This window comes from Microbacterium songi (genome assembly GCF_042747925.1).
Lineage (GTDB): Bacteria > Actinomycetota > Actinomycetes > Actinomycetales > Microbacteriaceae > Microbacterium.
In genome coordinates, this window is sequence record NZ_JBHZIE010000008.1 from 1 (window position 1) to 20,581 (window position 20,581).

The 20,581-nt window shown below is 71.0% G+C and carries 19 protein-coding genes; 11 read left to right on the forward strand and 8 right to left on the reverse strand.

What is annotated here, in order from left to right:
* On the forward strand, positions 1-721 hold a 721-nt coding region (locus tag ACFM35_RS10500; protein ID WP_378841739.1), incomplete at its 5' end, for a class F sortase.
* Positions 722-741: 20 nt separating this feature from the next.
* Here the strand turns inward: ACFM35_RS10500 and ACFM35_RS10505 are convergent.
* Together ACFM35_RS10505 and ACFM35_RS10510 are read right to left on the reverse strand one after the other, a co-directional pair.
* Complete coding sequence (locus ACFM35_RS10505; protein ID WP_378841741.1) at positions 742-1,134, reverse strand: PPOX class F420-dependent oxidoreductase; 393 nt, start codon at positions 1,132-1,134, stop codon at positions 742-744.
* A gap of 64 nt (positions 1,135-1,198) precedes the next feature.
* Positions 1,199-1,417, reverse strand: coding sequence for a three-helix bundle dimerization domain-containing protein (locus ACFM35_RS10510; RefSeq protein ID WP_378841743.1), 219 nt, complete (start codon positions 1,415-1,417; stop codon positions 1,199-1,201).
* Between the two features lie 156 nt (positions 1,418-1,573).
* Here ACFM35_RS10510 and ACFM35_RS10515 point away from each other — a divergent pair, with 156 nt between their 5' ends.
* From ACFM35_RS10515 to ACFM35_RS10525, 3 genes are read left to right on the forward strand one after another with little or no spacing between them, the layout of a single operon-like run.
* Entirely contained in the window at positions 1,574-2,329 is a 756-nt protein-coding gene (locus ACFM35_RS10515; RefSeq protein WP_378841745.1) for a hypothetical protein, read from the forward strand.
* Positions 2,330-2,336: 7 nt separating this feature from the next.
* Positions 2,337-6,272: a Pls/PosA family non-ribosomal peptide synthetase gene (locus ACFM35_RS10520; protein WP_378841747.1), complete on the forward strand. Its 3,936-nt coding sequence runs from the start codon at positions 2,337-2,339 to the stop codon at positions 6,270-6,272.
* Positions 6,269-7,651, forward strand: a complete 1,383-nt coding sequence (locus ACFM35_RS10525; protein ID WP_378841749.1) for a M1 family metallopeptidase — start codon at positions 6,269-6,271, stop codon at positions 7,649-7,651. Before ACFM35_RS10520 ends, ACFM35_RS10525 begins: the two co-directional genes overlap by 4 nt.
* Here the strand turns inward: ACFM35_RS10525 and ACFM35_RS10530 are convergent.
* Positions 7,626-8,312 (reverse strand): hypothetical protein, encoded by a 687-nt coding sequence (locus ACFM35_RS10530; protein ID WP_378841751.1) that lies wholly within the window; start codon positions 8,310-8,312, stop codon positions 7,626-7,628. The two genes, ACFM35_RS10525 and ACFM35_RS10530, sit on opposite strands and share 26 nt — an antisense overlap.
* 39 nt (positions 8,313-8,351) lie before the next feature.
* Positions 8,352-8,702 (reverse strand): UBP-type zinc finger domain-containing protein, encoded by a 351-nt coding sequence (locus tag ACFM35_RS10535; RefSeq protein WP_378841753.1) that lies wholly within the window; start codon positions 8,700-8,702, stop codon positions 8,352-8,354.
* Between the two features lie 133 nt (positions 8,703-8,835).
* Here ACFM35_RS10535 and ACFM35_RS10540 point away from each other — a divergent pair, with 133 nt between their 5' ends.
* Together ACFM35_RS10540 and ACFM35_RS10545 are read left to right on the forward strand one after the other, a co-directional pair.
* The gene (locus ACFM35_RS10540; protein ID WP_378841755.1) at positions 8,836-10,032 is read left to right on the forward strand and encodes an MFS transporter; all 1,197 of its coding nucleotides are present in this window, start codon (positions 8,836-8,838) and stop codon (positions 10,030-10,032) included.
* Positions 10,033-10,059: 27 nt separating this feature from the next.
* On the forward strand, positions 10,060-11,022 hold the full coding sequence (locus tag ACFM35_RS10545) for a Dyp-type peroxidase (protein ID WP_378841757.1): 963 nt from the start codon (positions 10,060-10,062) through the stop codon (positions 11,020-11,022).
* A gap of 24 nt (positions 11,023-11,046) precedes the next feature.
* Here the strand turns inward: ACFM35_RS10545 and ACFM35_RS10550 are convergent, their stop codons facing one another.
* Positions 11,047-11,865 carry a shikimate 5-dehydrogenase gene (locus ACFM35_RS10550; RefSeq protein ID WP_378841759.1) on the reverse strand — a complete coding sequence of 273 codons (819 nt, stop codon included), beginning with the start codon at positions 11,863-11,865 and terminating at the stop codon, positions 11,047-11,049.
* A gap of 102 nt (positions 11,866-11,967) precedes the next feature.
* On the opposite strand from ACFM35_RS10550, the gene nhaA reads away from it, so the two are divergent.
* Both nhaA and ACFM35_RS10560 read left to right on the forward strand, forming a co-directional pair.
* Positions 11,968-13,839, forward strand: coding sequence for a Na+/H+ antiporter NhaA (gene nhaA / locus ACFM35_RS10555; RefSeq protein ID WP_378841761.1), 1,872 nt, complete (start codon positions 11,968-11,970; stop codon positions 13,837-13,839).
* Positions 13,840-13,849: 10 nt separating this feature from the next.
* Positions 13,850-15,481 carry an FAD-dependent oxidoreductase gene (locus tag ACFM35_RS10560; protein ID WP_378841763.1) on the forward strand — a complete coding sequence of 544 codons (1,632 nt, stop codon included), beginning with the start codon at positions 13,850-13,852 and terminating at the stop codon, positions 15,479-15,481.
* 44 nt (positions 15,482-15,525) lie between these two features.
* Here ACFM35_RS10560 and ACFM35_RS10565 read toward each other — a convergent pair whose 3' ends face one another.
* Positions 15,526-16,503 carry a squalene cyclase gene (locus ACFM35_RS10565; RefSeq protein WP_378841765.1) on the reverse strand — a complete coding sequence of 326 codons (978 nt, stop codon included), beginning with the start codon at positions 16,501-16,503 and terminating at the stop codon, positions 15,526-15,528.
* Between the two features lie 136 nt (positions 16,504-16,639).
* Between ACFM35_RS10565 and ACFM35_RS10570 the strand changes: the two genes are divergently transcribed.
* Positions 16,640-16,849 (forward strand): three-helix bundle dimerization domain-containing protein, encoded by a 210-nt coding sequence (locus ACFM35_RS10570; protein WP_378841767.1) that lies wholly within the window; start codon positions 16,640-16,642, stop codon positions 16,847-16,849.
* Positions 16,850-16,853: 4 nt separating this feature from the next.
* Positions 16,854-17,660, forward strand: a complete 807-nt coding sequence (locus tag ACFM35_RS10575) for a siderophore-interacting protein (RefSeq protein ID WP_378841769.1) — start codon at positions 16,854-16,856, stop codon at positions 17,658-17,660.
* A 44-nt stretch (positions 17,661-17,704) separates the two neighbouring features.
* Here the strand turns inward: ACFM35_RS10575 and ACFM35_RS10580 are convergent, their stop codons facing one another.
* Complete coding sequence (locus ACFM35_RS10580; protein WP_378841771.1) at positions 17,705-18,262, reverse strand: helix-turn-helix domain-containing protein; 558 nt, start codon at positions 18,260-18,262, stop codon at positions 17,705-17,707.
* 65 nt (positions 18,263-18,327) lie between these two features.
* Here ACFM35_RS10580 and ACFM35_RS10585 point away from each other — a divergent pair, with 65 nt between their 5' ends.
* Positions 18,328-19,089, forward strand: a complete 762-nt coding sequence (locus ACFM35_RS10585; protein WP_378841773.1) for a methyltransferase domain-containing protein — start codon at positions 18,328-18,330, stop codon at positions 19,087-19,089.
* 16 nt (positions 19,090-19,105) lie between these two features.
* On the opposite strand, the gene ACFM35_RS10590 is transcribed toward ACFM35_RS10585, so the two are convergent.
* The gene (locus ACFM35_RS10590; protein WP_378841775.1) at positions 19,106-20,569 is read right to left on the reverse strand and encodes a serine hydrolase domain-containing protein; all 1,464 of its coding nucleotides are present in this window, start codon (positions 20,567-20,569) and stop codon (positions 19,106-19,108) included.
* Positions 20,570-20,581: the final 12 nt, after the last annotated feature.

Below are 20,581 nucleotides of genomic sequence, written 5' to 3' on the forward strand. Positions count from 1 at the left end.
TCGTTGCGGGAGGGGCGGGAGCGATCGCGACCTTTTCGGCGGGGCCGCGGCGCGGCCCCGCCGAGCGGTCGTGGTCGGCGTCGCCATCGCCGCCGTCGCCGTGGTGCTGAGCGTCGTGGTGATCGTCTGGGGTGGCGGACTCGCGCAGTCCGCCACCCCGGGGCCGGCCACCTCGCCCTCGGGCGCGTCCGCCACGCCGTCCGCGACCGCTCCGGCGACGGAGTTCTCGGCGGGCGGACTGCAGGATCCGTCGACGGGCGCAGCGCCCGAGGCATCCGCAGGCACCCCCGTGCGCATGGCCATCGCCCGCATCGGCGTCGACTCGACTCTCGAGTCGCTGGCGCTCGCCGCCGACGGGCAGCTCGCCGCCCCGGTCGACTGGGACTCGGCCGGCTGGTACGCCGACGGAGTCTCGCCGGGTGCGATCGGTCCCGCCATCATCGCCGGACACGTCGACTCGCCGACCGCGCCGGCGGTGTTCTGGCGTCTGGCGGAACTCGTCCCGGGCGACGAGGTGCAGGTCACGATGTCGACCGGAGCGGTTCTCGTCTTCGACGTCACGGGCTCGACGCAATCGGCGAAGGCGCAGTTCCCCACCGACGAGGTCTACAGCAACGTGCCGCGGCCGGAATTGCGCCTGATCACCTGCGCCGGTGCATTCGACTCCTCCATCGGGCACTACACCGACAACCTCATCGTCTTCGCGTCACTCCGCACCTGACCGCCGACGGGCGCAGATGATCAGCGGATGCCGCTGACCCTGGCGACCGCGATCTTCAGGATGACGCGCACCTGGTCGCGGCCCCCGTACCAGCTGTACGGCTTGCCGAGGTACTTCTGCGACATCGCCTCGATGCTCTCGACACCGCCCTCGGTGGTCGCCTCGATGACCGACCCGCGCAGCTGCACATAGCTGGTCGGATCCTCGCGGTCGGCCACCGCAACGGCCACCCGGGGGTCGCGGCGGATGTTGCGCTCCTTCTGGTGGCCCTGCACGGTGTTGATGATGACGTGCGTGCCGTCCGTGTCGACCCACACCTCGGTCACCTGCGGCGAACCGTCGGGCATCACGGTCGAGAGGAAGCACGGGGAGGGGGCGCGCAGGAGTTCGAGCGCGCGAGGGGGAAGGTCCATTCCGCCAGTCTGCACCCGCCGTACGTCGGCGCAGGCCGGAACCCGCACCCCGCCGTCGCCCCGGTCAGGCCGCGTGCTCACCGCGCGCGCGAAGGCGGCGCACCACGTTGTGCTCGACGAGCACCGGCACGTAGTCGCGCAGTCGGGCTCCGTCGAATCGCTCGAGTTCCTCGGCCGTCATTGCGAGGATCGCGTCCTCGTCGGCATCGGGGAAGCGCGCGGACACCCGACGGATGAGGTGCACCAGCGCCTCATACTCGTTCTCGGGATTCGTCACGCTCATATATCGATGGTGCCGCAGCCGCAGCGGCCGTGTCCATGCCGGTCCGATGGTCTCGGACCTCGGCTATGATCGTGGGTCGTTAACCTTCGGCCTGTAGCCTGTACGCCTCCCGCGCTCTCGCGCGGGTGCTCGCTTCGAGGGAAGAAGGTACGTCGCGTGTCCAAGACGACGAAGAACGTGCGGTCGGCGCAGACCGCATTGGAGGCGACCGCTTCGGCCGCCAAGGATGCCCACCGGATGAGCAAGACCCTGCCCAAGAAGCAGGCGAAGAAGCTGCGCTCCGTCGCAGAAGAGGCGGCGGATGCTGCGCGCCCCGGCTCGAAGAAGCTCAAGGCGAGCCCTCGCAAGGTGGAGAAGAAGGCCGTCTCGGCCCTCCAGCGCGTGGAGACGGCGATCGACAAGGCAGAGGCGAAGATCGCCGCCGCGGCCGAGAAGGCCGTCCGCGCGACGAAGAAGTCCGACGCCAAGAAGTCCGACGCCAAGAAGTCCGAGGCCAAGAAGAAGTCCGACTCGAAGAAGAAGTCCGACACCGGAAATCGCCCGAAGCCCGCGGCGAAGAAGCCCGCGGCGAAGGCGCCGACGTCGCTGCCCGAGACGAGCTCGCCGATCGAGGCCGGCTCTCCACCGGCTGCTCCCGACGTGACCGCACCGACGTCTCCCGCGAAAGCACGCCCCCGCAAGGCCCCTGCGGTGAAGGCTCCCGCCGGAAAGGCCACCGCCAAGGCTGCGCCTGCGAAGGCCCCCGCTGCGAAGACCCCCGCTGCCGCGCGCCGCGCGCAGCCGGCGGGTGTGGCATCCACCGATCTCAACGGCCTGACCCTCGCCGAACTGCGCGAGCGCGCGAAGGCCGAGGGCCGCACGGGCTTCTGGCGTCTGCCGAAGGCGCAGCTGGTCGCGCTCCTCAGCGCCTGAACGCCCGATGACCCAGGAGATCCTCGATCGTCGCGCCCTCGCGACGCCCCCGCGCACACTCATCGACATCCTGCGGGAGACGGCGCGCCGGCATCCCCAGGCGTCCGCGATCGAGGACTCCGACGGCGCGCTCAGCTACGCCGAGCTCGTGACCCAGGTGTGGCGCACCGCCGCTCGCCTGCACGAGGCGGGGGTGCAGCGCGGGGACCGGGTGGGAGTGCGCATGCCCTCGGGCGGACGCGAGCTCTACCTCTCGATCCTGGGCATCATGGCCGCCGGCGCGGCCTACGTACCCGTGGACGCCGACGACCCTCAGGAGCGGGCCGACCTCGTCTTCGGGGAGGCGCACGTCGCCGGGGTCATCGTCGGCGGGGGGAGCTACGTGCCGAGCGCCGCCGAGCCGGCGTCGGCCCGACACGGCGAGCTGTTCGAGGGCGATGCGCCGCACCCGTCGTCGAGTTCCGTGCTGATCGTGCCTCCGCCGACCGTCGACGACGACGCCTGGATCATCTTCACCTCGGGATCGACCGGTGTCCCGAAGGGCGTCGCGGTCTCGCACCGCTCTGCCGCGGCCTTCGTCGACGCCGAGGCGCAGTTGTTCCTGCAGGGCGCGCCCCTCGGCCCGGGCGATCGCGTGCTGGCCGGCCTGTCGGTCGCTTTCGACGCGTCCTGCGAAGAGATGTGGCTCGCCTGGCGGCACGGCGCGTGCCTCGTCCCCGCTCCGCGCTCACTCGTGCGCTCCGGCGAAGACCTCGGCCCCTGGCTCGTGGGTCACGGCATCACCGTGGTCTCCACCGTGCCGACGCTCGCCGCCCTGTGGCCGCACGACGCCATCGAGAACGTCCGGCTGCTGATCTTCGGCGGGGAGGCCTGCCCGCCGGAGCTGGTGACGCGTCTCGTCGGAGAGGGCCGCGAGCTCTGGAACACCTACGGCCCGACGGAGGCGACCGTGGTCGCCTGCGCGGCGCTCCTGGACGGCACCGGCCCCGTGCGCATCGGACTGCCGCTCGACGGCTGGGCACTCGCCGTCGTCGACGCCGAGGGACGACGCGTGGCCGAAGGCGGGGTGGGCGAGCTCATCATCGGGGGCGTGGGCCTCGCCCGCTACCTCGATCCCGCGAAGGACGCCGAGAAGTACGCACCCTTCCCGGCCCTCGGGTGGGAACGCGCCTACCGCTCGGGCGACCTGGTGCGGTTCGAGCCGGAGGGACTCCTCTTCCAGGGACGCGCCGACGATCAGGTCAAGGTCGGCGGGCGACGCATCGAACTCGGTGAGGTCGAGTCCGCTCTGCAGGCCCTGAGTGCGGTCTCGGCCGCGGCGGTCGTGGTGCAGCGGTCCGAAGGCGGCGTCCAGCTCCTGGTCGGCTACGTCGTGCCGACCGAGGGGTTCGATCGGCAGACCGCCCGGGCGGAGCTCGCCGAGACTCTGCCCGCTCCGCTCATCCCACTCCTGGCCGTCATGGACGATCTCCCGGTGCGCACCTCGGGCAAAGTGGACAAGGCCGCCCTTCCCTGGCCACTGACCGACACGGATGCCGCGGACTCTCCGCTCTCGGGAACCACCGCGTGGCTCGCCGAGCAGTGGCAGGCGGTGCTCGGCATCCGTCCCTCCGATGAGGACGCCGACTTCTTCCAGCTCGGCGGAGGCTCGCTCGCCGCCGCACAGCTCGTGTCGCGCATCCGCACGCGGGCACCCGAGTTCACGATGGCCGATGTCTACGACCTGCCGAGACTTCGTCGGATGGCGGACGCCGTCGAGGCCGAGGCATCCGATGACGACGCCATCCCCGCGACCTTCAGCACTCCGCATCCGACACCACGCGTGATGCAGTGGGTGCAGACGCTCGCCGGGGTGCCGCTGTTCATCCTGACCGGCATCCGCTGGACGCTGTGGCTGCTCACCGCCGGGTGGTTCCTGCAGCTCGTTCCGGGCTTCGAGTTCCTGCCGTCGGTGCCCGGGTGGCTGCTGCTGCTGGGGCTGATCCTCTTCGTCACGCCGTTCGGCCGCATGACCATCTCAGCGGGCGCGTCGCGGCTTCTTCTCGGCGGGCTCCGGCCGGGCGATTATCCGCGCGGTGGCGGCGTGCACCTGCGGCTCTGGCTCGCCGAACAGGTCGCGCGCCAGATCGATCCCGTCGGGCTGGCAGGCGCACCGTGGGTGAGCTACTACGCCCGGGCGCTCGGGGCGAAGATCGGCCCCGACGTCGACCTGCACGCGCTACCGCCGGTGACGGGCATGCTCGACATCGCCGCCGGGGCGGCCATCGAGCCCGAAGTGGACCTGTCGGGCTACTGGATCGACGGCGACACCGTGCGCATCGGCGAGATCCGCATCGGCGCCGGGGCCACGGTGGGCGCCCGCAGCACGCTGGCGCCGGGCACCAAGATCGGCCGCGGCGCCGAGATCGCGCCGGGCTCGGCCGTCTTCGGCCGCGTCCGCGCGGGCCAGCGGTGGGCGGGCTCTCCGGCGGTGCGCGTCGGCGGGACGACACGCCCGCTGGCGCCCGCGCGCCCGCCGGCGCCGACCCGCTGGCTCTGGGCGTACGCGGCGTCGTCCGCGATGCTCGGCCTGCTCCCCTTCCTCGCCTTCGCCGTCGGCGGTCTCGTGATCGCCCAGGGCATCCGTGGAGTCGACACGCTCAGCGACGCGGTCGGCCCCGCGCTCCTCTGGCTCATCCCGGCGACGCTGGCCACAGGCCTCACGTTCGCGGTCGCCGTCGTGGTGCTGGTGCGCGTGCTGTCCATCCGACTGACCGAGGGCGTGCACCCCGTGCGCAGCCGGGTCGCCTGGCAGGCGTGGACGACCGAGCGACTGCTCGACTCGTCACGGACACTGCTCTTCCCGATCTATTCGAGCCTGTTCACTCCGGTGTGGCTCCGCCTGCTCGGAGCACGGGTCGGTCCCGACGTCGAGGCGTCCACCGTGCTCCTCATCCCGTCGATGACGACGATCGACGAGGGCGCGTTCCTCGCCGACGACACGATGGTCGCGACGTACGAGCTCAAGGGCGGATGGATGCGCCTCGCCGAGGCGCGCATCGGCAAGCGCGCGTTCCTGGGCAACTCCGGCATGGCCGGGCCCGGACACCGCGTGCCCCGCGACGGGCTCGTCGCCGTGCTCTCGGTCGCCCCCGAGAAGTCGAAGCCGGGCTCGTCCTGGCTGGGCTCCCCCGCGATGCGACTGCGCCGCGTCGTGAACGACTCCGATCTGGAGCGCACCTACCACCCGCGGCCCAGCCTGCGGGTGGCCCGCACCCTCTGGGAACTGTGCCGCATCCTGCCTGTGTTCGTCTCGTGCGCGATCGGGCTCGGGGTGCTGTTCACGATCGGCTGGATGATCCAGACCTGGGGCGTGGGCGTGGCGATCGTGCTGTCGGGCGTCGTGATGCTGATCGCCGGCGCGGGCGCCGCCGCCATCACCACCGCCGCGAAATGGGCCTTCGTCGGTCCGATCCGGCGCGGCGAGCACCCGCTCTGGTCGAGCTTCATCTGGCGCACAGAGGTGTCGGACACCTTCACCGAGATGGTCGCCGCCCCGTGGTTCGCGAACGCGGCCGCCGGTACCCCGGCCCTCGCGATGTGGCTGCGCTCGCTCGGTGCGAAGATCGGCCGGGGTGTCTGGAGCGACAGCTACTGGCTGCCCGAACCCGACCTCGTGACCCTGGGCGACGGCGCGACCGTCAACCGCGGATGTGTGGTTCAGACGCATCTGTTCCATGATCGGGTGATGAGCATCGACACCGTGACCCTCGAGGCGGGCGCCACCCTGGGCCCGCACAGCGTGGTCCTGCCCGCCGCGACGATCGGCGCGAACGCCACCGTCGGGCCCGCGTCTCTGGTCATGCGGGGAGAATCCGTCCCCGTCGGCAGCCGCTGGAGCGGCAACCCCATCGGTCCGTGGCGTGCGGTCAAGGTGCGCGTCTACCAGGCTGAAAGCGAATGAGCGCCGACTCCTACACCCCGCAGAGCGGCGACGCGGGCATCCGCGTCGAGCACTACGATCTGGAGCTCGACTACCGCGTCACGACGAATCGGCTGAGCGGCACCGCGACGATCCGCGGGCGGGCGGCCGTGCCGATCCGCACGATGTCTCTCGATCTGATCACCCTGCGGGCCAGCCGCGTGCGGGTGACGGGGGACAAGGGAGCGACCTTCCGGCAGACCGACCGAAAGCTGCGCATCTCCTTCGGCGGTCCGTTGGCCGCAGGCGAACCGTTCGAGGTCACGATCACCTACGCCGGTGCGCCGCGTCCCCGCCGTTCGCGCTGGGGGACGATCGGATGGGAGGAGCTGGAGGACGGCGTGCTCGTCGCCTCGCAGCCCACCGGCGCACCGACGTGGTTCCCGTGCAACGACGTGCCCTCCGACAAGGCGACCTACCGCCTCGCGTTCACCACGGACGCGCTGTACTCGGTGTCGGCGACGGGTCGGCGCACCGGACGGGCGTCCCGCGCGGGCCGGACGACCTGGACGTTCGAGCAGGATGCCCCGACACCCACCTATCTCGTCGCCGTCCAGGTCGGTCGGTACGTGACCGAGCCCCTCACCCTCGACATGGTGGCGGGCGAGCTGTCGTACCCGCCGGCCATCGCGGCGCGTGTGCACGCGGACTTCGAGCCGCTGCCGCGCATGATGGCGCTCTACCAGCGGCTCTTCGGACCGTACCCGCAGGAGGGGTACACCGTCGTCGTCACCGAGGATGCCCTCGAGATCCCGCTCGAATCGCAGGGCGCGGCCGTGTTCGGATCGAACCACATCGACGGCATCGGCGGACTCGAGCGCCTCATCGCGCACGAACTCGCCCATCAGTGGTTCGGCAACAGTGTGGGCCTCGCCGGGTGGCAGCACATCTGGCTCAACGAGGGCTTCGCCTGCTACGCCGAGTGGCTGTGGTCTGAGGCCGACGGCGGGCCCACCGCCGATGCCAGGGCGCGTCAGCACCATGCGCGCATCGCCCTGCTCCCCCGGGACCTCGTGGTCTCCGATCCCGGCCCCGACCGCATGTTCGACGACCGCGTCTACAAGCGCGGCGCGCTGGCACTGCACGCCCTGCGATCGACGGTCGGCGACGGTGTGTTCTTCACGATCCTGCGCGAGTGGACAGCGCGGTTCCGTTACGGCATCGCGTCCACCGCCGACTTCACGGCCCTCGCCGAGCGCGTGGCAGGCGTTCCGCTCGCAGACCTGTTCCGCATCTGGCTCGACGAACCCGCCCTGCCGCCCCTCCCCGACGGCCCGAAGACGGGACGCGCGGCGGCGATCGCCGAACGGGTGCTCGATGCGACCGCACCGCGACTCAGGCCCAGGCGACCGCAAGACTGACGACGCATCCTTCGGGCGCGTCCGCGCCCCCCACCGTGGCGACCTCGAAGGCGTCGTGCACGCCGGGCACTCGCATCCACGTCCCTCCGGGAAGGCGGGCGGATGCGGCATCCCGCGCATCACCGACGACATCGGCCGGCTCGATCCGCACTCCGCGTCCGTCGGCCTTCAGGACGGCCTCGATGCGCGTCCAGCCGGCGAGATCGGGCGGGGCGGCCGGCGCGAACAACGCCGCGAGTCCGGACTGCACTTCGCCCGCCGCACCGGCGCGCCGCTCGACGTCGACCCCGAGCCGCGCGATCACGGCGCGGGGCGCGGCAGCGGCCACCACCACAGAACCTGCGTAGCTCACGCTCAGCGCCACCGGCGCGACCACCGCCCGGGGAGCACCGTGGTCGGCGCCGCACAGCGCGCAGGTCGTGTCGATCTCCGGCTCGGCCTCGGGCCCGGCCAGCTCGCCGATCAGAGTGGCGAGAAGGTGTCGGCCGAGCGCGAACCGGCGAGCGCGCAGCCCCTCCAGGCTCGCGTGGCGACGCACCTGCTGCGCTCCGACCGCGGCGAGGCCGTCTTCGGCGGCGGTGATGGCAGGGTGGTCGTCAGAGGACGCGGCATCCGTCCAGCGCAGCAGCACCGGCCCCACCCTTGCGCCGCCGATCGTCATACCCCGAGGGTAGATCCGGGTGGCGCCGCAGATGGCCGGTCACCGCTCGGCGAGGATCTCCTGCCAGTCCCGCGGGAGGCGCTCGGCGGGCCCGGGCACGGTCTGTGACGCGGGATGATGCTCGGGCGGAGCCAGCCGGGGGCCGTCGAGCATGGTCTCTTCGACGTAGTCCCAGTACCAGTCCTCGCCGGGCTCGAAACTCTGCATGTAGCGGTGCCGCGTGGAGTGGAAATGCGCGGTGGCATGCCGGTTGAGCGAGTCGTCGCAGCACCCGACGTGTCCGCACTCCGCGCAGCGCCGCAGGTGCACCCACCACGAGCCGCTCGCGTCGCACTCGACGCACCCGCTCCCCGAGGGCGGCACGGTCGGATCGATCCCGGGAATCGACATGGGTCCTCCTGTCAGGGGCACAGAGCGTCGGATGCCTCGAAGCTACCGTGCACCGATGCCCGGCGCAGCGTCGGCGCACGATATTCGACGGCTGTCGAGCGCGGCCGCGCGCCGTCCGCCCTAGATTATGAGCATGCGCCTGCCCCGCGTGCCCCACAGCATCGGCTTCTGGATCGTCGCGGCCACGTTCCTGAGCGTCATGGCCTACTCGACCGTCCCGACCCCGCTCTATCCGCTGTATCAGCAGCGTGACGGCTTCCCGGTCTCGACCATCACCGTGATCTTCGCCGCCTACGCGGTCGGGGTGGTGGTCAGCCTCTACCTGTTCGGCCATATCAGCGACTGGCTCGGCCGTCGTCCCGTGCTCATCCTCGCGGTGCTGGTCTCCGCCCTGTCGGCGGTGATGTTCCTGCTCTGGCAGGACGTTCCCGGCCTCATCGTCGCGCGGCTCGTGAACGGAGCGAGCATCGGCATGCTGACGGCGAGCGCGACCGCGCATCTGGGCGAGCTGCGCGCGACTGCCAAGCCCGACGAGAACACCATCGTGGCGGCATCCGTCTCGGGGGTCGCGAATCTCGGCGGCCTCGCGCTCGGTCCGCTCATCGGCGGACTCTTCGCGGAGTTCCTGCCCGACCCGCTGATGCTGCCGCACGCGGTCTTCCTGGTCGTGCTGCTCGTCGGAGCGATCGCCCTGTCGTGCGTGCCCGAGACCGTCGACCCGCCGGCCGAGCCCGTCCGATATCGACCGCAACGGCTCTCCGTGCCGGCCGGTGCCGGTCCGAAGTTCGCCACCGCGGGATTCGGCGCCTTCGCGGGATTCGCCGTCTTCGGCCTGTTCACGTCGCTCGCACCCACCTTCCTCGTGCTGACGTTCCACGAGGGCGACCACCTCCTGGCCGGGGCGACCGCGTTCTCGGTGTTCGCGGCGTCCGCCGTCGGACAGATCGTGCTCGGGCGCATCCCCACGCGCACGCAGCTCACAATCGCGGCGGTCGCCTGCGCGGTGGGGCTCATGGCGGTCGCGCTCGGGGCCGTCGTCCCCGAGCTGTGGCTCTTCATCGGCGGAGGGGTGATCGCCGGGCTCGGGGTGGGTGTGCTGTTCAAGGCCGCGATCACGACGGCCGCCTCGGTCGCCGACCCCCGCCGCCGCGGCGAGACGCTCGCCCTCCTCTTCCTGATCGCCTACGCGGGCCTCGCGATCCCGGTGCTGGCCATCGGCGTCGCCCTCGCGTTCGCACCCCCCACCGGAGTGCTGCTCGTCTTCGCCGGCATCGTCGTCATCGCCACGGTGACCGCTGCCCTGACGATGCGGCGACGGGCCGCCGCCTGACCACCTGACCCCCTCGCAAGGAGAACGATGAGCATGTCCACCCCCGGCAGACGGGTGCCGATCGAGACCCAGAGCGTCGACGCGCCGCTCACGATCTCGGCGGTCTTCCTGGTACTGACCGTTGCCGATCGCCCGGATGCGGTCGCCGCCGTGCGCTCGGCCCTCGGGAGCGTCTCCGACATCGTCAAGAACGTCGCCTTCCGCGACCTCGGCGCCGCCGTCTCGTGCACGGTCGGGATCGGCAGTCGGGTGTGGACGAGCCTCACCGGTCAGGCGCAGCCGGCGGAGCTGCATCCGTTCCAGCCGGTCGTCGGTGCCGCGCACACCGCCCCTGCGACGCCCGGCGACCTGCTCTTCCACATCCGCTCCGACCGACGCGATCTCTGCTTCGAGCTCGAGAAGCAGATGCTCGGCGTGCTCGGCGATGCGGTCGCCGTGGTCGACGAGACCGTCGGCTTCCGGTCGTTCGACGACCGCGACCTGCTCGGTTTCGTCGACGGCACGGCCAACCCCGTCGGCCCTGCATTGCCGGATTCAACCCTCGTCGGCGACGAGGACGCCGCCTTCGCCGGCGGAAGCTACGTCGTCGTGCAGAAGTACCTGCACCCGATCCGGCAGTGGCAGTCGCTCACGACCGAGCAGCAGGAAGCCATCATCGGGCGCACGAAAGCCGACAACATCGAGCTCGACGACGCGGCCGAAGACGCCCAGAAGGCCCACAAGACCCTTTCGACGATCGTCGATGATCAGGGCGAGCACGACATCCTGCGCGACAACATGCCGTTCGGCAGCCCGGGTGCCGACGAGTTCGGCACGTACTTCATCGGGTACGCACGGCACCTGTGGGTGATCGAGAAGATGCTGCAGCGCATGTTCATCGGCGACCCTCCCGGTCTGCACGACCGGCTGCTCGACTTCTCGACGGCGCACACCGGCAGCGTGTTCTTCGCGCCGACCGCCGATCTTCTGGACGGCCTCGGCGACGGCTGACCGTCCCGCTCGCCGCGTCCGCTGTCACCCCTCGCGCGAGAACTCCGACGCCCGCCGCACCTGGTCGGCGCGGGGGCGGACCCCCGTGTAGAGCACGAACTGCTCCTCCGCCTGCAGCGCGGCGACCTCGACGCCCGTGATCACCCGCACCCCGGCATCCTGCGCTGCCTGCAGCAGGGGGGTGACGGCCGGCATCGCCACGACATCGAAGACGACGGATGCCTCCGCCACGGTCGCTGCATCGAAGGCGAGGACCTCGGCGTCGGCGCCACCGGCCATGCCGAGCGGCGTGACGTTGACGAGCAGGTCGGCGGTGAGGCCCGCACCGGTCGGATGCCAGTCGAAGCCGTAGAGCCCCGCGAGCGCGCGGCCCGCTTCCTCGTTGCGGGCGATGATCGTGCCGCGCGCGAACCCCGCGTCGCGGAGAGCAGCGGCCACGGCCTTGGCCATTCCCCCGCTGCCCCGCAGGAGGAAGGTGTGCGACGCCGGAACATCGTGCAGCGTCAGCAGCGAACGCACCGCGGTGTAGTCGGTGTTGTGGCCGATGAGGCGGCCGTCGGTGTTGACGACGGTGTTGACCGAGTCGATCGCCGCCGCCGACTCGTCGAGACCGTCGAGGAGGGCGATGACGTCCTCCTTGTACGGCATCGAGACGGCGGCGCCTCGGATGCCGAGCCCGCGCACACCGGCGATCGCATCGGGGAGCGAGATCGGGGCGAACGCCTTGTAGACGTAGTTGAGGCCGAGTTCGTCGTAGAGGAAGTTGTGGAAGCGCGTGCCCAGATTGCTCGGCCGGGCGGCGAGCGAAATACACAGGGTCATGTCCTTGTTCAGGATCGGCATGGCGTTCTCCTCACGTCGGTGGCGCGCGGCTCGCAGGGCCCGTGCCAGCGTATCGAGCCGGCGTCTTGTCCGCTCGAGGCCCCCCGAGGAGAATGCACGCGTATGACCGAGCTCAAGATCATCCCCTCGTCCTCGCCCGCGGCGGCGCCATCGCGTCCCCGCCGATCGATCGCCGGCACGATCCGCGATCTCGGCCGCAACCGCACCGGCGCCGTCCTGCTGCTGGTCGCGACGCTGGCGGCCATCGTCTGGGCCAACATCGCGCATGCCTCCTACGAGGAGTTCTGGGACACCCGCATGACGTTCGGCGTCGCCGACCTGCGGCTCGAGTTCACGCTGCACGCCGTGGTGAACGACGCGCTCATGGCCATCTTCTTCTTCACGGTCGGGCTGGAGGTGCGCCGCGAGTTCGCGATCGGCGAGTTGACGAGCTGGTCGCGCGCCGTCGTGCCGGTGCTCGCGGCCGTCGCCGGCCTGGCGATCCCGGCGCTGCTGTTCGTGCTGATCGTCGGAGATTCCGGCTATGCCCAGGCCTGGGGTGTGGTGATCTCCACCGACACCGCCTTCCTCGTGGGCGCGCTCGCCCTGATCGGGCCGCGGGTACCCGGCCGGCTGCGCGTGTTCCTGCTCGCGCTGGCCGTCGTGGACGACATCGGCGCGCTCACGATCATCGCCCTCGTCTACACGGAGAACTTCACCGCCATGCCGCTGCTCGTCGCGGCGGCAGGGCTCGTGGGCATCTATTTCACCCGCTACCTCCGCGGCGGCCGCGGGCTCGTCTACGCGAGCCTGTCGATCATCGTCTGGCTCGCGTTCCTCGCCTCGGGCGTGCACCCCACCCTGGCGGGGGTCGCCATCGCGCTGCTCGTGCCGGTCTATCGACCGAACCGCCGCGACGTCGAGCACGCTCTGGAACTGGCACGCACGTTCCGCCAGTCCCCCAACACCGAATACGCCCGCGCCGCGGCGAACAGCCTGCGCGAGTCCATCTCCATCAACGAGCGGCTGCAGTCGGCCTACGGGCCGTACGTCGCGTACGTCGTGCTGCCGCTCTTCGCCCTGGCCAACGCCGGAGTGCAGCTCAGCCCCGACATCCTCGGCGCCGCGCTCGGCTCCGCCCTCACGTGGGGCATCGTCGTCGGGCTCGTCGTCGGCAAGTTCCTCGGCGTGTTCGGCTCGAGCGCGCTGATGAAGCTCTTCCGCGTCGGGGAGTTCGGCCCCGGTCTCACGCTCGACCGCATCGCGGGCGGGGCCGCACTGTGCGGCATCGGCTTCACGATCTCGTTGTTCATCGTCGACATCGCCATCGACGACCCCGCCGCACAGAACGAAGCGCGGGTCGGCGTGCTCGCCGCATCCGTCCTCGCCTTCCTCATCGCCACGATCGTCTTCCGCGTCTCGGACGCCGCGCACCCCGACATCGAGACCGGTCAGACACTCGTGCGCCCGGTCGACATGCGCCGCGACCACGTCTTCGGCAACGCGGACGCGCCGTACACGATCGTCGAGTACGGGGACTTCCAGTGCGAGTTCTGCCTCAAGGCGTCGGGGTCTATCCAGGAGGTCGCGCGCGAACTCGGAGATCAGCTGCGCTACGTCTGGCGGCACGCCCCGCTCGTGGGGCCCCACCCGAACGCGCTGGCCGGGGCGGAGGCCGCAGAGGCCGCCGCACTGCAGGGCAAGTTCTTCGAGTTCGAGCGCGGGCTGTTCGCCGACCAGGAGAATCAGCGCCCGTCCGACATCGTCCGCCTCGCGCGCGATCTCGGCCTCGATGTCGAGAGGTTCGAACGCGACCTCACCGATCCCGACGTGACCTCTCGCGTGCGCGATGACATGTTCGACGCCGAGGCGATGGGCATCACCTCGGTGCCGACGCTCTTCGTCAACGGCCGGCGGCACGTCGGGCCGTACGACGCACAGTCGCTGATCCGCGCGCTCGCGGCATCGGACGACATCACCGCCCCGGCCGGTTAGGGTCGTGGTGATGATTGACGCGTCTCGCGATCCCGTCCAGAGCCCGCCCCTGACCGACGCCCAGTGGGCGCGCTTCACCGCGTTCGGCACCGCCGAGACCGCGGCCGCGGGCGACTACCTGTTCCGCGCCGGCGACCCCGCCTACGACCTCTTCCTCGTCGAGACCGGCCGCGTGGAGATCGTGCGCGATGCTCTGAGCTGGTCGCGGGAGATGCACATCACCGTCATGGGTGAGCGCACCTTCGTGGGCGAGCTCGGACTGCTCAACGGCCAGGGCGCCTTCCTGTCGGCGCGGATGGTCACCGACGGCCGGGTCCTCCGCGTGCCGCGCGATCAGCTGCGTCGCCTGATGGCCGAAGACGATGAGCTCTGCGACATCGTTCTGCATGCGCTGTGGGCGCGGCGCGAGAGCCTGCGACGGGGTCCCGCGGCCATGACGCTCAAACTGGTCGGGGTGGAGTCCTCGCGAGATCTTCTGGCGCTCCAGCGCTTCGCGGAACGGCTCGACCTCGTGCACGCAGCGGTGGGGCTCCCGCCCGGTGATCTCGGCTCGCTGTCGGGCCACGACCTCACCGAAGCCGACCTCCCCGTCGCCTTCATCCAGGGCGAGCCGATCCTCCGCGCCACACCGGGGATCGTGGCCGAGCGCCTGGGGCTGAGCTACCAGGCGCGGGGCGACGAGATCGTCGACCTCGTCGTCGTGGGCGGCGGTCCCGCGGGTCTCGCCGCCGCGATCTACGGTGCCTCGGAGGGGCTCAGCACCGTGCTGCTGGACGCGGTCGCCCCTGGCGGGCAGGCGGCGGCGACATCGCGCATCGAGAACTTCCTCGGGTTCCCCTTCGGGGTCAGCGGCGGCGACCTCATCGGCCAGGCATCGCTCCAGGCACTCAAGTTCGGTGTGCGCGTGTACGCCCCGTGCGAGGCCGTCGCCCTCGAGCCCGCCGGCGATCTGCTCGACATCACGCTCACCGATGGGCGCATCATCCGGGCCCGCACCACCATCGTCACCTCGGGCGCGGCTTATCGCCGTCTCGGTCTCGAACGCTGGAGTGAATTCGAGGGATCCGGCATCTACTACGCGGCGACGCAGCTGGAGCTCCGCCAGGTGATCTCGTCACCCGTCGTCGTGGTGGGCGGCGCCAACTCCGCGGGGCAGGCGGCTCTCTACCTCTCGTCGAACGGGTGCCCCGTTCACCTGGTGGTGCGGGGGGACGACCTCGGCGCACGCATGTCGAATTACCTCGTCGACCGCCTCCTGGAAGACCCGAGAGTGCATGTGCATACGCGCTCGCATGTGGTCGGTCTCGACGGCACGGGCGCCCTCGAGCGCGTGCACATCGACACCGTCGGCGAGATCGATGCCCGCGGACTGTTCTGCTTCATCGGCGCCGATCCGGCGACCTCGTGGCTGCCCGACCTCGATCGCGACAGCGACGGCTTCCTGCGGACCGGCACGGATGTCGCTTCCCAGACGCTCGCGCAGTGGCAGTCGCTCGGGCGCGAGCCCCTCCCCTTCGAGACATCCGTCCCCCGCGTGTTCGCGGCAGGGGACGTCCGCCGCGGCTCCATGAAGCGGGTGGCGGCAGCGGTGGGCGAAGGCTCCAGCGCCGTGGCATCCGTGCACCGGGCGCTGGCCGGCTGAGACGCGCGTGCCGTCCGCACCCACGGCTCCGCTCGTCGAACCCGTCAGCCGGCATCCCACCATGCCAGCACGCGTGTCGCGAAGAAGGTGAGCCACTTCGACGGCCGGCCCTCCGCCACATCGACCTCGAACCACACCCGCCCGGGGTGGCGCACGCCCTGCAGCCACGTGCCGTCGGGCTGACGCTGCGCGCGGAGGAGCTCGATGGCCTCGCTCATGCGGGGGTCGGGCCGGGTGCCGTCGTGCATGGCGGCATCGCGCAGATGATCGGTCGCGCGGAGGATGTCGTATTTCCAGCGGAAGGGGTACGACAGGCGCAGCGCCCAGTCACCGACGAGGTCGCCCGTCGTGAGGCGCGTGAACAGGTCGCGTTCCAGGAGGTATTCCTCGCCGGCGTGGCGCGCCGCCGTGAGCGCCGGGCTGCCGCCGGTTGCGACCTCGTATGCGAGCAGGCCGCGGACGGCGTTGAGGGTGGAGTGGTACGACGAGCGCGTCGATCCCTCCACCCACTCGCAGTTCCAGCCACCGTCGGCGAGGCGGTGCTCGACGAACCACTCGGCGATACCGTCGACGTCCGCCCCGAGCCAGACACCCGTCGCCAGGGTGTCGGCGTTGATGCAGCAGTCCACTTCGCCGCCCCAATACGGCAGATCGTCGTACTCCCACCGGGCGTTCGCCGCCAGCAGCGCCGCGGTCCCGTCCAGCGCTGACGCGTCGAGGCCCCATTCCCGCAGAAGCTTCAGCACCGGGGTCGTGGCAGTCCAGGGCTGGCCTTCCGGCTCTTCGGGTCCGCCGGAGTCGAACCACCCTCCCGGGAAGAACGCGCCCCCCGCCCACTGCCCGTCGGCACCCTGGTGCGCCAGCATCCGCGCGCCGAACCCCTCCGTCGCGATGCGCGCCCTCGTGCGACTCCACACGTCCTCGGGTGCACGCAGGAGGTCGCGTTCGACCTGCCAGCGCAGCGCGGGGTCGGACTCGCGCAGCCAGTCCAGGAGGAGAGGATCCGCCGTTTGATCGGTCATGGCGGGACAGTACTGCGGGGGGCGGACATGCGGCCACCCCGTCGACGTGCGGGCCGGTGGCAGATCGGAGCGTCGCCGGATATCGTTGCGAGAACGCACGACTCGCTCCGTGCGTCGAACCCCCTTGGAGAGCACCATGACCCACGAGATCGTCGACGAGAACGCAGCGATGGATCAGGTGGTGGAGCGCCTCACTCTTCGTTTCCCGAGTCTCGACCCTGCCGTCATCCGCACGACGGTCGACGAGGCGCACGCGACGATGAAGGACGCCCACGTGCGCGACTTCCTCCCCGTACTCGTCGAGCGCGAGGCGAAGAAGAAGCTCAAGAAGCTCGCCGCGGCCTGACGCGGTGACCACGCGACTCACCGTCACCGGCGCCGACTGGACCACACCCCACATCCGGCGCATCCACTTCCGCAGCGATGACCTCTCCGCCTTCGCCGGCAGTGACGCCACCGATCGCTATGTGAAGCTCGTCTTCCTTCAGCCCGGTGTGACATACCCCGAACCGCTCGATGTGCGTGCACTCCGCGGCATCCTCCCTCCCGAGCACCTTCCGGACGTGCGCACGTACACCGCACTGTTCCCGGATGTCGCGGCCGGCACGCTGGCGATCGACTTCGTCGTCCACGGTGACGAGGGCGTCGCCGGCCCGTGGGCGGCGCACGCGCAGCCCGGCGACACCCTGCTCGCCAACGGCCCGGGTGGCGCCTACCGTCCCGATCCGGACGCGGACTGGCATCTCCTCGTCGGCGACGAGTCCGCGTTGCCGGCGATCATCGCCGCAGCCGCCGCACTCGACGCCGATGCGGTGGCCCGCGTGATCGTCCTCGTGGAGGAGCCGGGAGACGAAGCCGCGATGGCCCTCCCGGACGGCGGTCGGGTGCAGTGGGTGTACCGGGCGGGCGGTCCCGCCGACGGGCTGCTGCTCGATGCCGTGCGCAGCCTGGAATGGCCGGTCGGCACCCCGCACGTCTTCGTGCACGGCGAGGCGCAGGAGGTCATGCACCGCATCCGCCCGTATCTGTTCGGTGAGCGCGGCCTCCGCCGTGATCGCGTCTCGATCTCGGGCTACTGGCGCTACGGGCGCACCGAGGAGTCGTTCCGCGAGTGGAAGCACGAACAGGCGGAGTCCGAACGGGCCGCCGCGTCCTGATGCACCGCCGACCGCCGTCCGCCCGGACGGCTGCCGCCTTCTCCTCAGTCGGTCGCGACGTGGGTGTGCAGCCTCTCCCCGGCGGCGCTGAAGATGCTGAGCACCTCGGCGGGGCCGTCCACCGTCGCGCTCAGGCTGTGCGGCAGGCGCGTGTCGAACTCCGCCGCCTCGCCCCGCTCGATCACGTGCTCGGTGTCATCGAGCACCAGTCGCAGCCGCCCGCTCAGGACGTAGATCCACTCGAAGCCCTCATGCACCCGCGGAGCGGGCGCGGCATGTGCGGCGGGGAAGGTGATCTTGAACGTCTGCACCGGGGAGTGATCGAGTGTCAGCGGGGCGATCGTCATGCCGCCGCGTCGCGTGGGGCTGCGACGCACCCGCGGGTCGGGTGACGCCGTGGGCAGCAGATCGTCGATGCGGATGCCGAGCTGGCGCGTGAGCGGCACCAGCAGCCCGAGCGACGCCTGGCGCTTGCCGGACTCCAGCCGCGACAGCGTGCTGACCGACATCCCCGCGCGCTCGGCCAGATCCTCGAGGGTCCACCCGTGCGACTGCCGCGCGGCGCGAAGACGCGGCCCGACGTGCTCGATCTCCCCGGCCATCCCCCCATCTTGCCAATATCGCAAAAGCGTTTGCAACTTCATGCGCAGACGAACACGATGAAGACATGGATGCGCACACGGACACACGAGGCGACACCGCGAGCCCTGACGCCGGCGGGCCCCCCTCGATGAGCGAGGGGTCGGCGGGCGCGAAGAGCGCCCTCGTCGCCGAGGATGCGGCGCACGCGGTCGCCGCACAACGGACCGCGGACCGGAACCGGGAGTGGGAGAGCCGCTATTCGTCCGCAGGCACGGTGTGGTCGGGCCACGTCAACAGCACCGTCGCCATCCTCGTCGCACCGCTCGCGCCCGGCACCGTCCTCGACATCGGCTGCGGCGAAGGCGGCGATGCGATCTGGTTCGCCGACCACGGCTGGCGCGTCACCGGCATCGACGTCTCGGCGACGGCTGTCGGGCGCGCCTCCGCTGCGGCGCGCGAGCGGGGGATCGACGACGACCGCGCACGCTTCGTCGTCATGGATGCCACGAGGGAGATGCCGGAAGCGCGATTCGACCTCGTCACGGCGAGCTTCCTGCACTCCTCCGAGCATGACTTCCCGCGCATCGAGGTGCTGCGCGCCGCGGCAGCGCGCGTGGCACCGGGCGGCAGGCTGGTGATCGTCTCCCACGTCGCGCAGGCCGGGTCCGACGCGCACGATCATGGTCCGGTGCTGCGCACCCCTGACGAGGAGCTCGAGACCCTGGGTCTGCGCGCACCCGAGTGGGTGGCCGAGGCGGTCGACGTCCGTCCGCGTGCGGACGTCGTCGCGGCGGACGCCCACGGCCACCTCGAGGACGGCATCATCGTCGTGCGTCGGGTGGCCTGAGGCCCCGGCGCCCGGCTCAGTCGGCGGTGTCGAGGACGAAAGCAGCCGTGACCAGCGTCGAGAGCGTCGCTTCCCAGAGCGGGGCGGTGTGCCACCCTGCGGATATCTCTCCGTCCGCCGCGACGGTGACGATCATCCGGTGGGGCGAGGTCGTGTTCACGAGGTGGACCAGCACATCACCTGCGGGGGTGCGCGCTCCCCGCGCTGCCAGCGCGAGATGCGTGCCCTCGCTCACCTCGGGCCCGACCACGGGCAGCGGGCGGCCGAGAGGATGACCCTCCCCCGTCCGCTCCACGACGGTCTCGATCCACGTACCGTTGCCGACGACGACCTCGAGAGCGGGCAGGACGTCGCCGCCCGGGATACTCAGGCGCCATCCCTCGCCCTCCTCGCTGAGCGCCCAGCCCATCGTGTCGACCGGTGCGGCAGGGTCGATTGCGAGCACCTCGCGGGCGTTCCACGTGTCGAGCGAGTCCGCCCGATCGGCAAGTGCTGCGGATGCCGCGGCATCCGTCTCCACGTCGCCATCGCCGATCGCCTCGACGAAATCCCACATGGCGTTCAGGGTCGCGGGGGTGTCGCGCGACGCTCCCTGATAGCCGATCGCCAGCCCGCGCTCCGGGACCGCGAGCCCGAACTGACCGTAGGCGCCGTCGATGCGGAATCCATGGCGGCTGCGCCACACCTGGTACCCGTATCCGAGCGTCCAGTCATCAACCGGCGCGCCCTCGGCCGGCGGCCCGTCACCCGGGTTGTGCGAGTCGGACCACGGCTTCTCGAGGTCGGCGGCGTAGTCGGCGGGCACAAGCTGGGTGTCCTCCCCCCACCGTCCCCCGTCGGCGAGCAGCGAGGCGAGACGCGCGATGTCGTACGCGGTGAGATGGAAGCCCGAGAACCCCTGCTCGACGCCGAACAGCGGGCTCATCCACCGCCGGCCGATCCCGAGCGGATCGAGGAGGCGGGGCCGCAGGTACTCGGTCAGCGTCTCGCCCGTGAGCGCGCTGACGATCCGGGACAGCGCGTAGGTCGCGTCGGAGTTGTAGGAGAAATAGGTGCCGGGCACGAAGGCGGGAGGCACCGCGAGCAGGGCACGCGGATCGAACCTCAGCCCCTCGATCTGCTCCGCGGTGTGGCCCGTGTTCATGGTCAGCAGGTGGAAGACCGTCAGGCCGTTCGGGTTGGGCAGGTCGAGCAGATCGCCGACCGAGTCGTCGAGGCGCAGGCGCCCCTCGCTCTCGAGGAATCCGATCGCGACGGAGGTGAAGGTCTTCGAGGCCGAGTACGACAGCGCCGCCCGGTCGGTGCGGTACGGGGCCCACGCGGTGTCGAGCACGATCCGCCCGTGGCGGACGACGACCAGTGCGTGAGGGTCGAGCCCCTGATCCTCCAGCGCACGGATCAGGGTGCTCAGCGCGGCGGACGGGATACCCGCCTTCTCGGGGGTCGTGCGCGCGAGGGGGGACGAGACGAACGGTGTCATGCATCGAGCCTA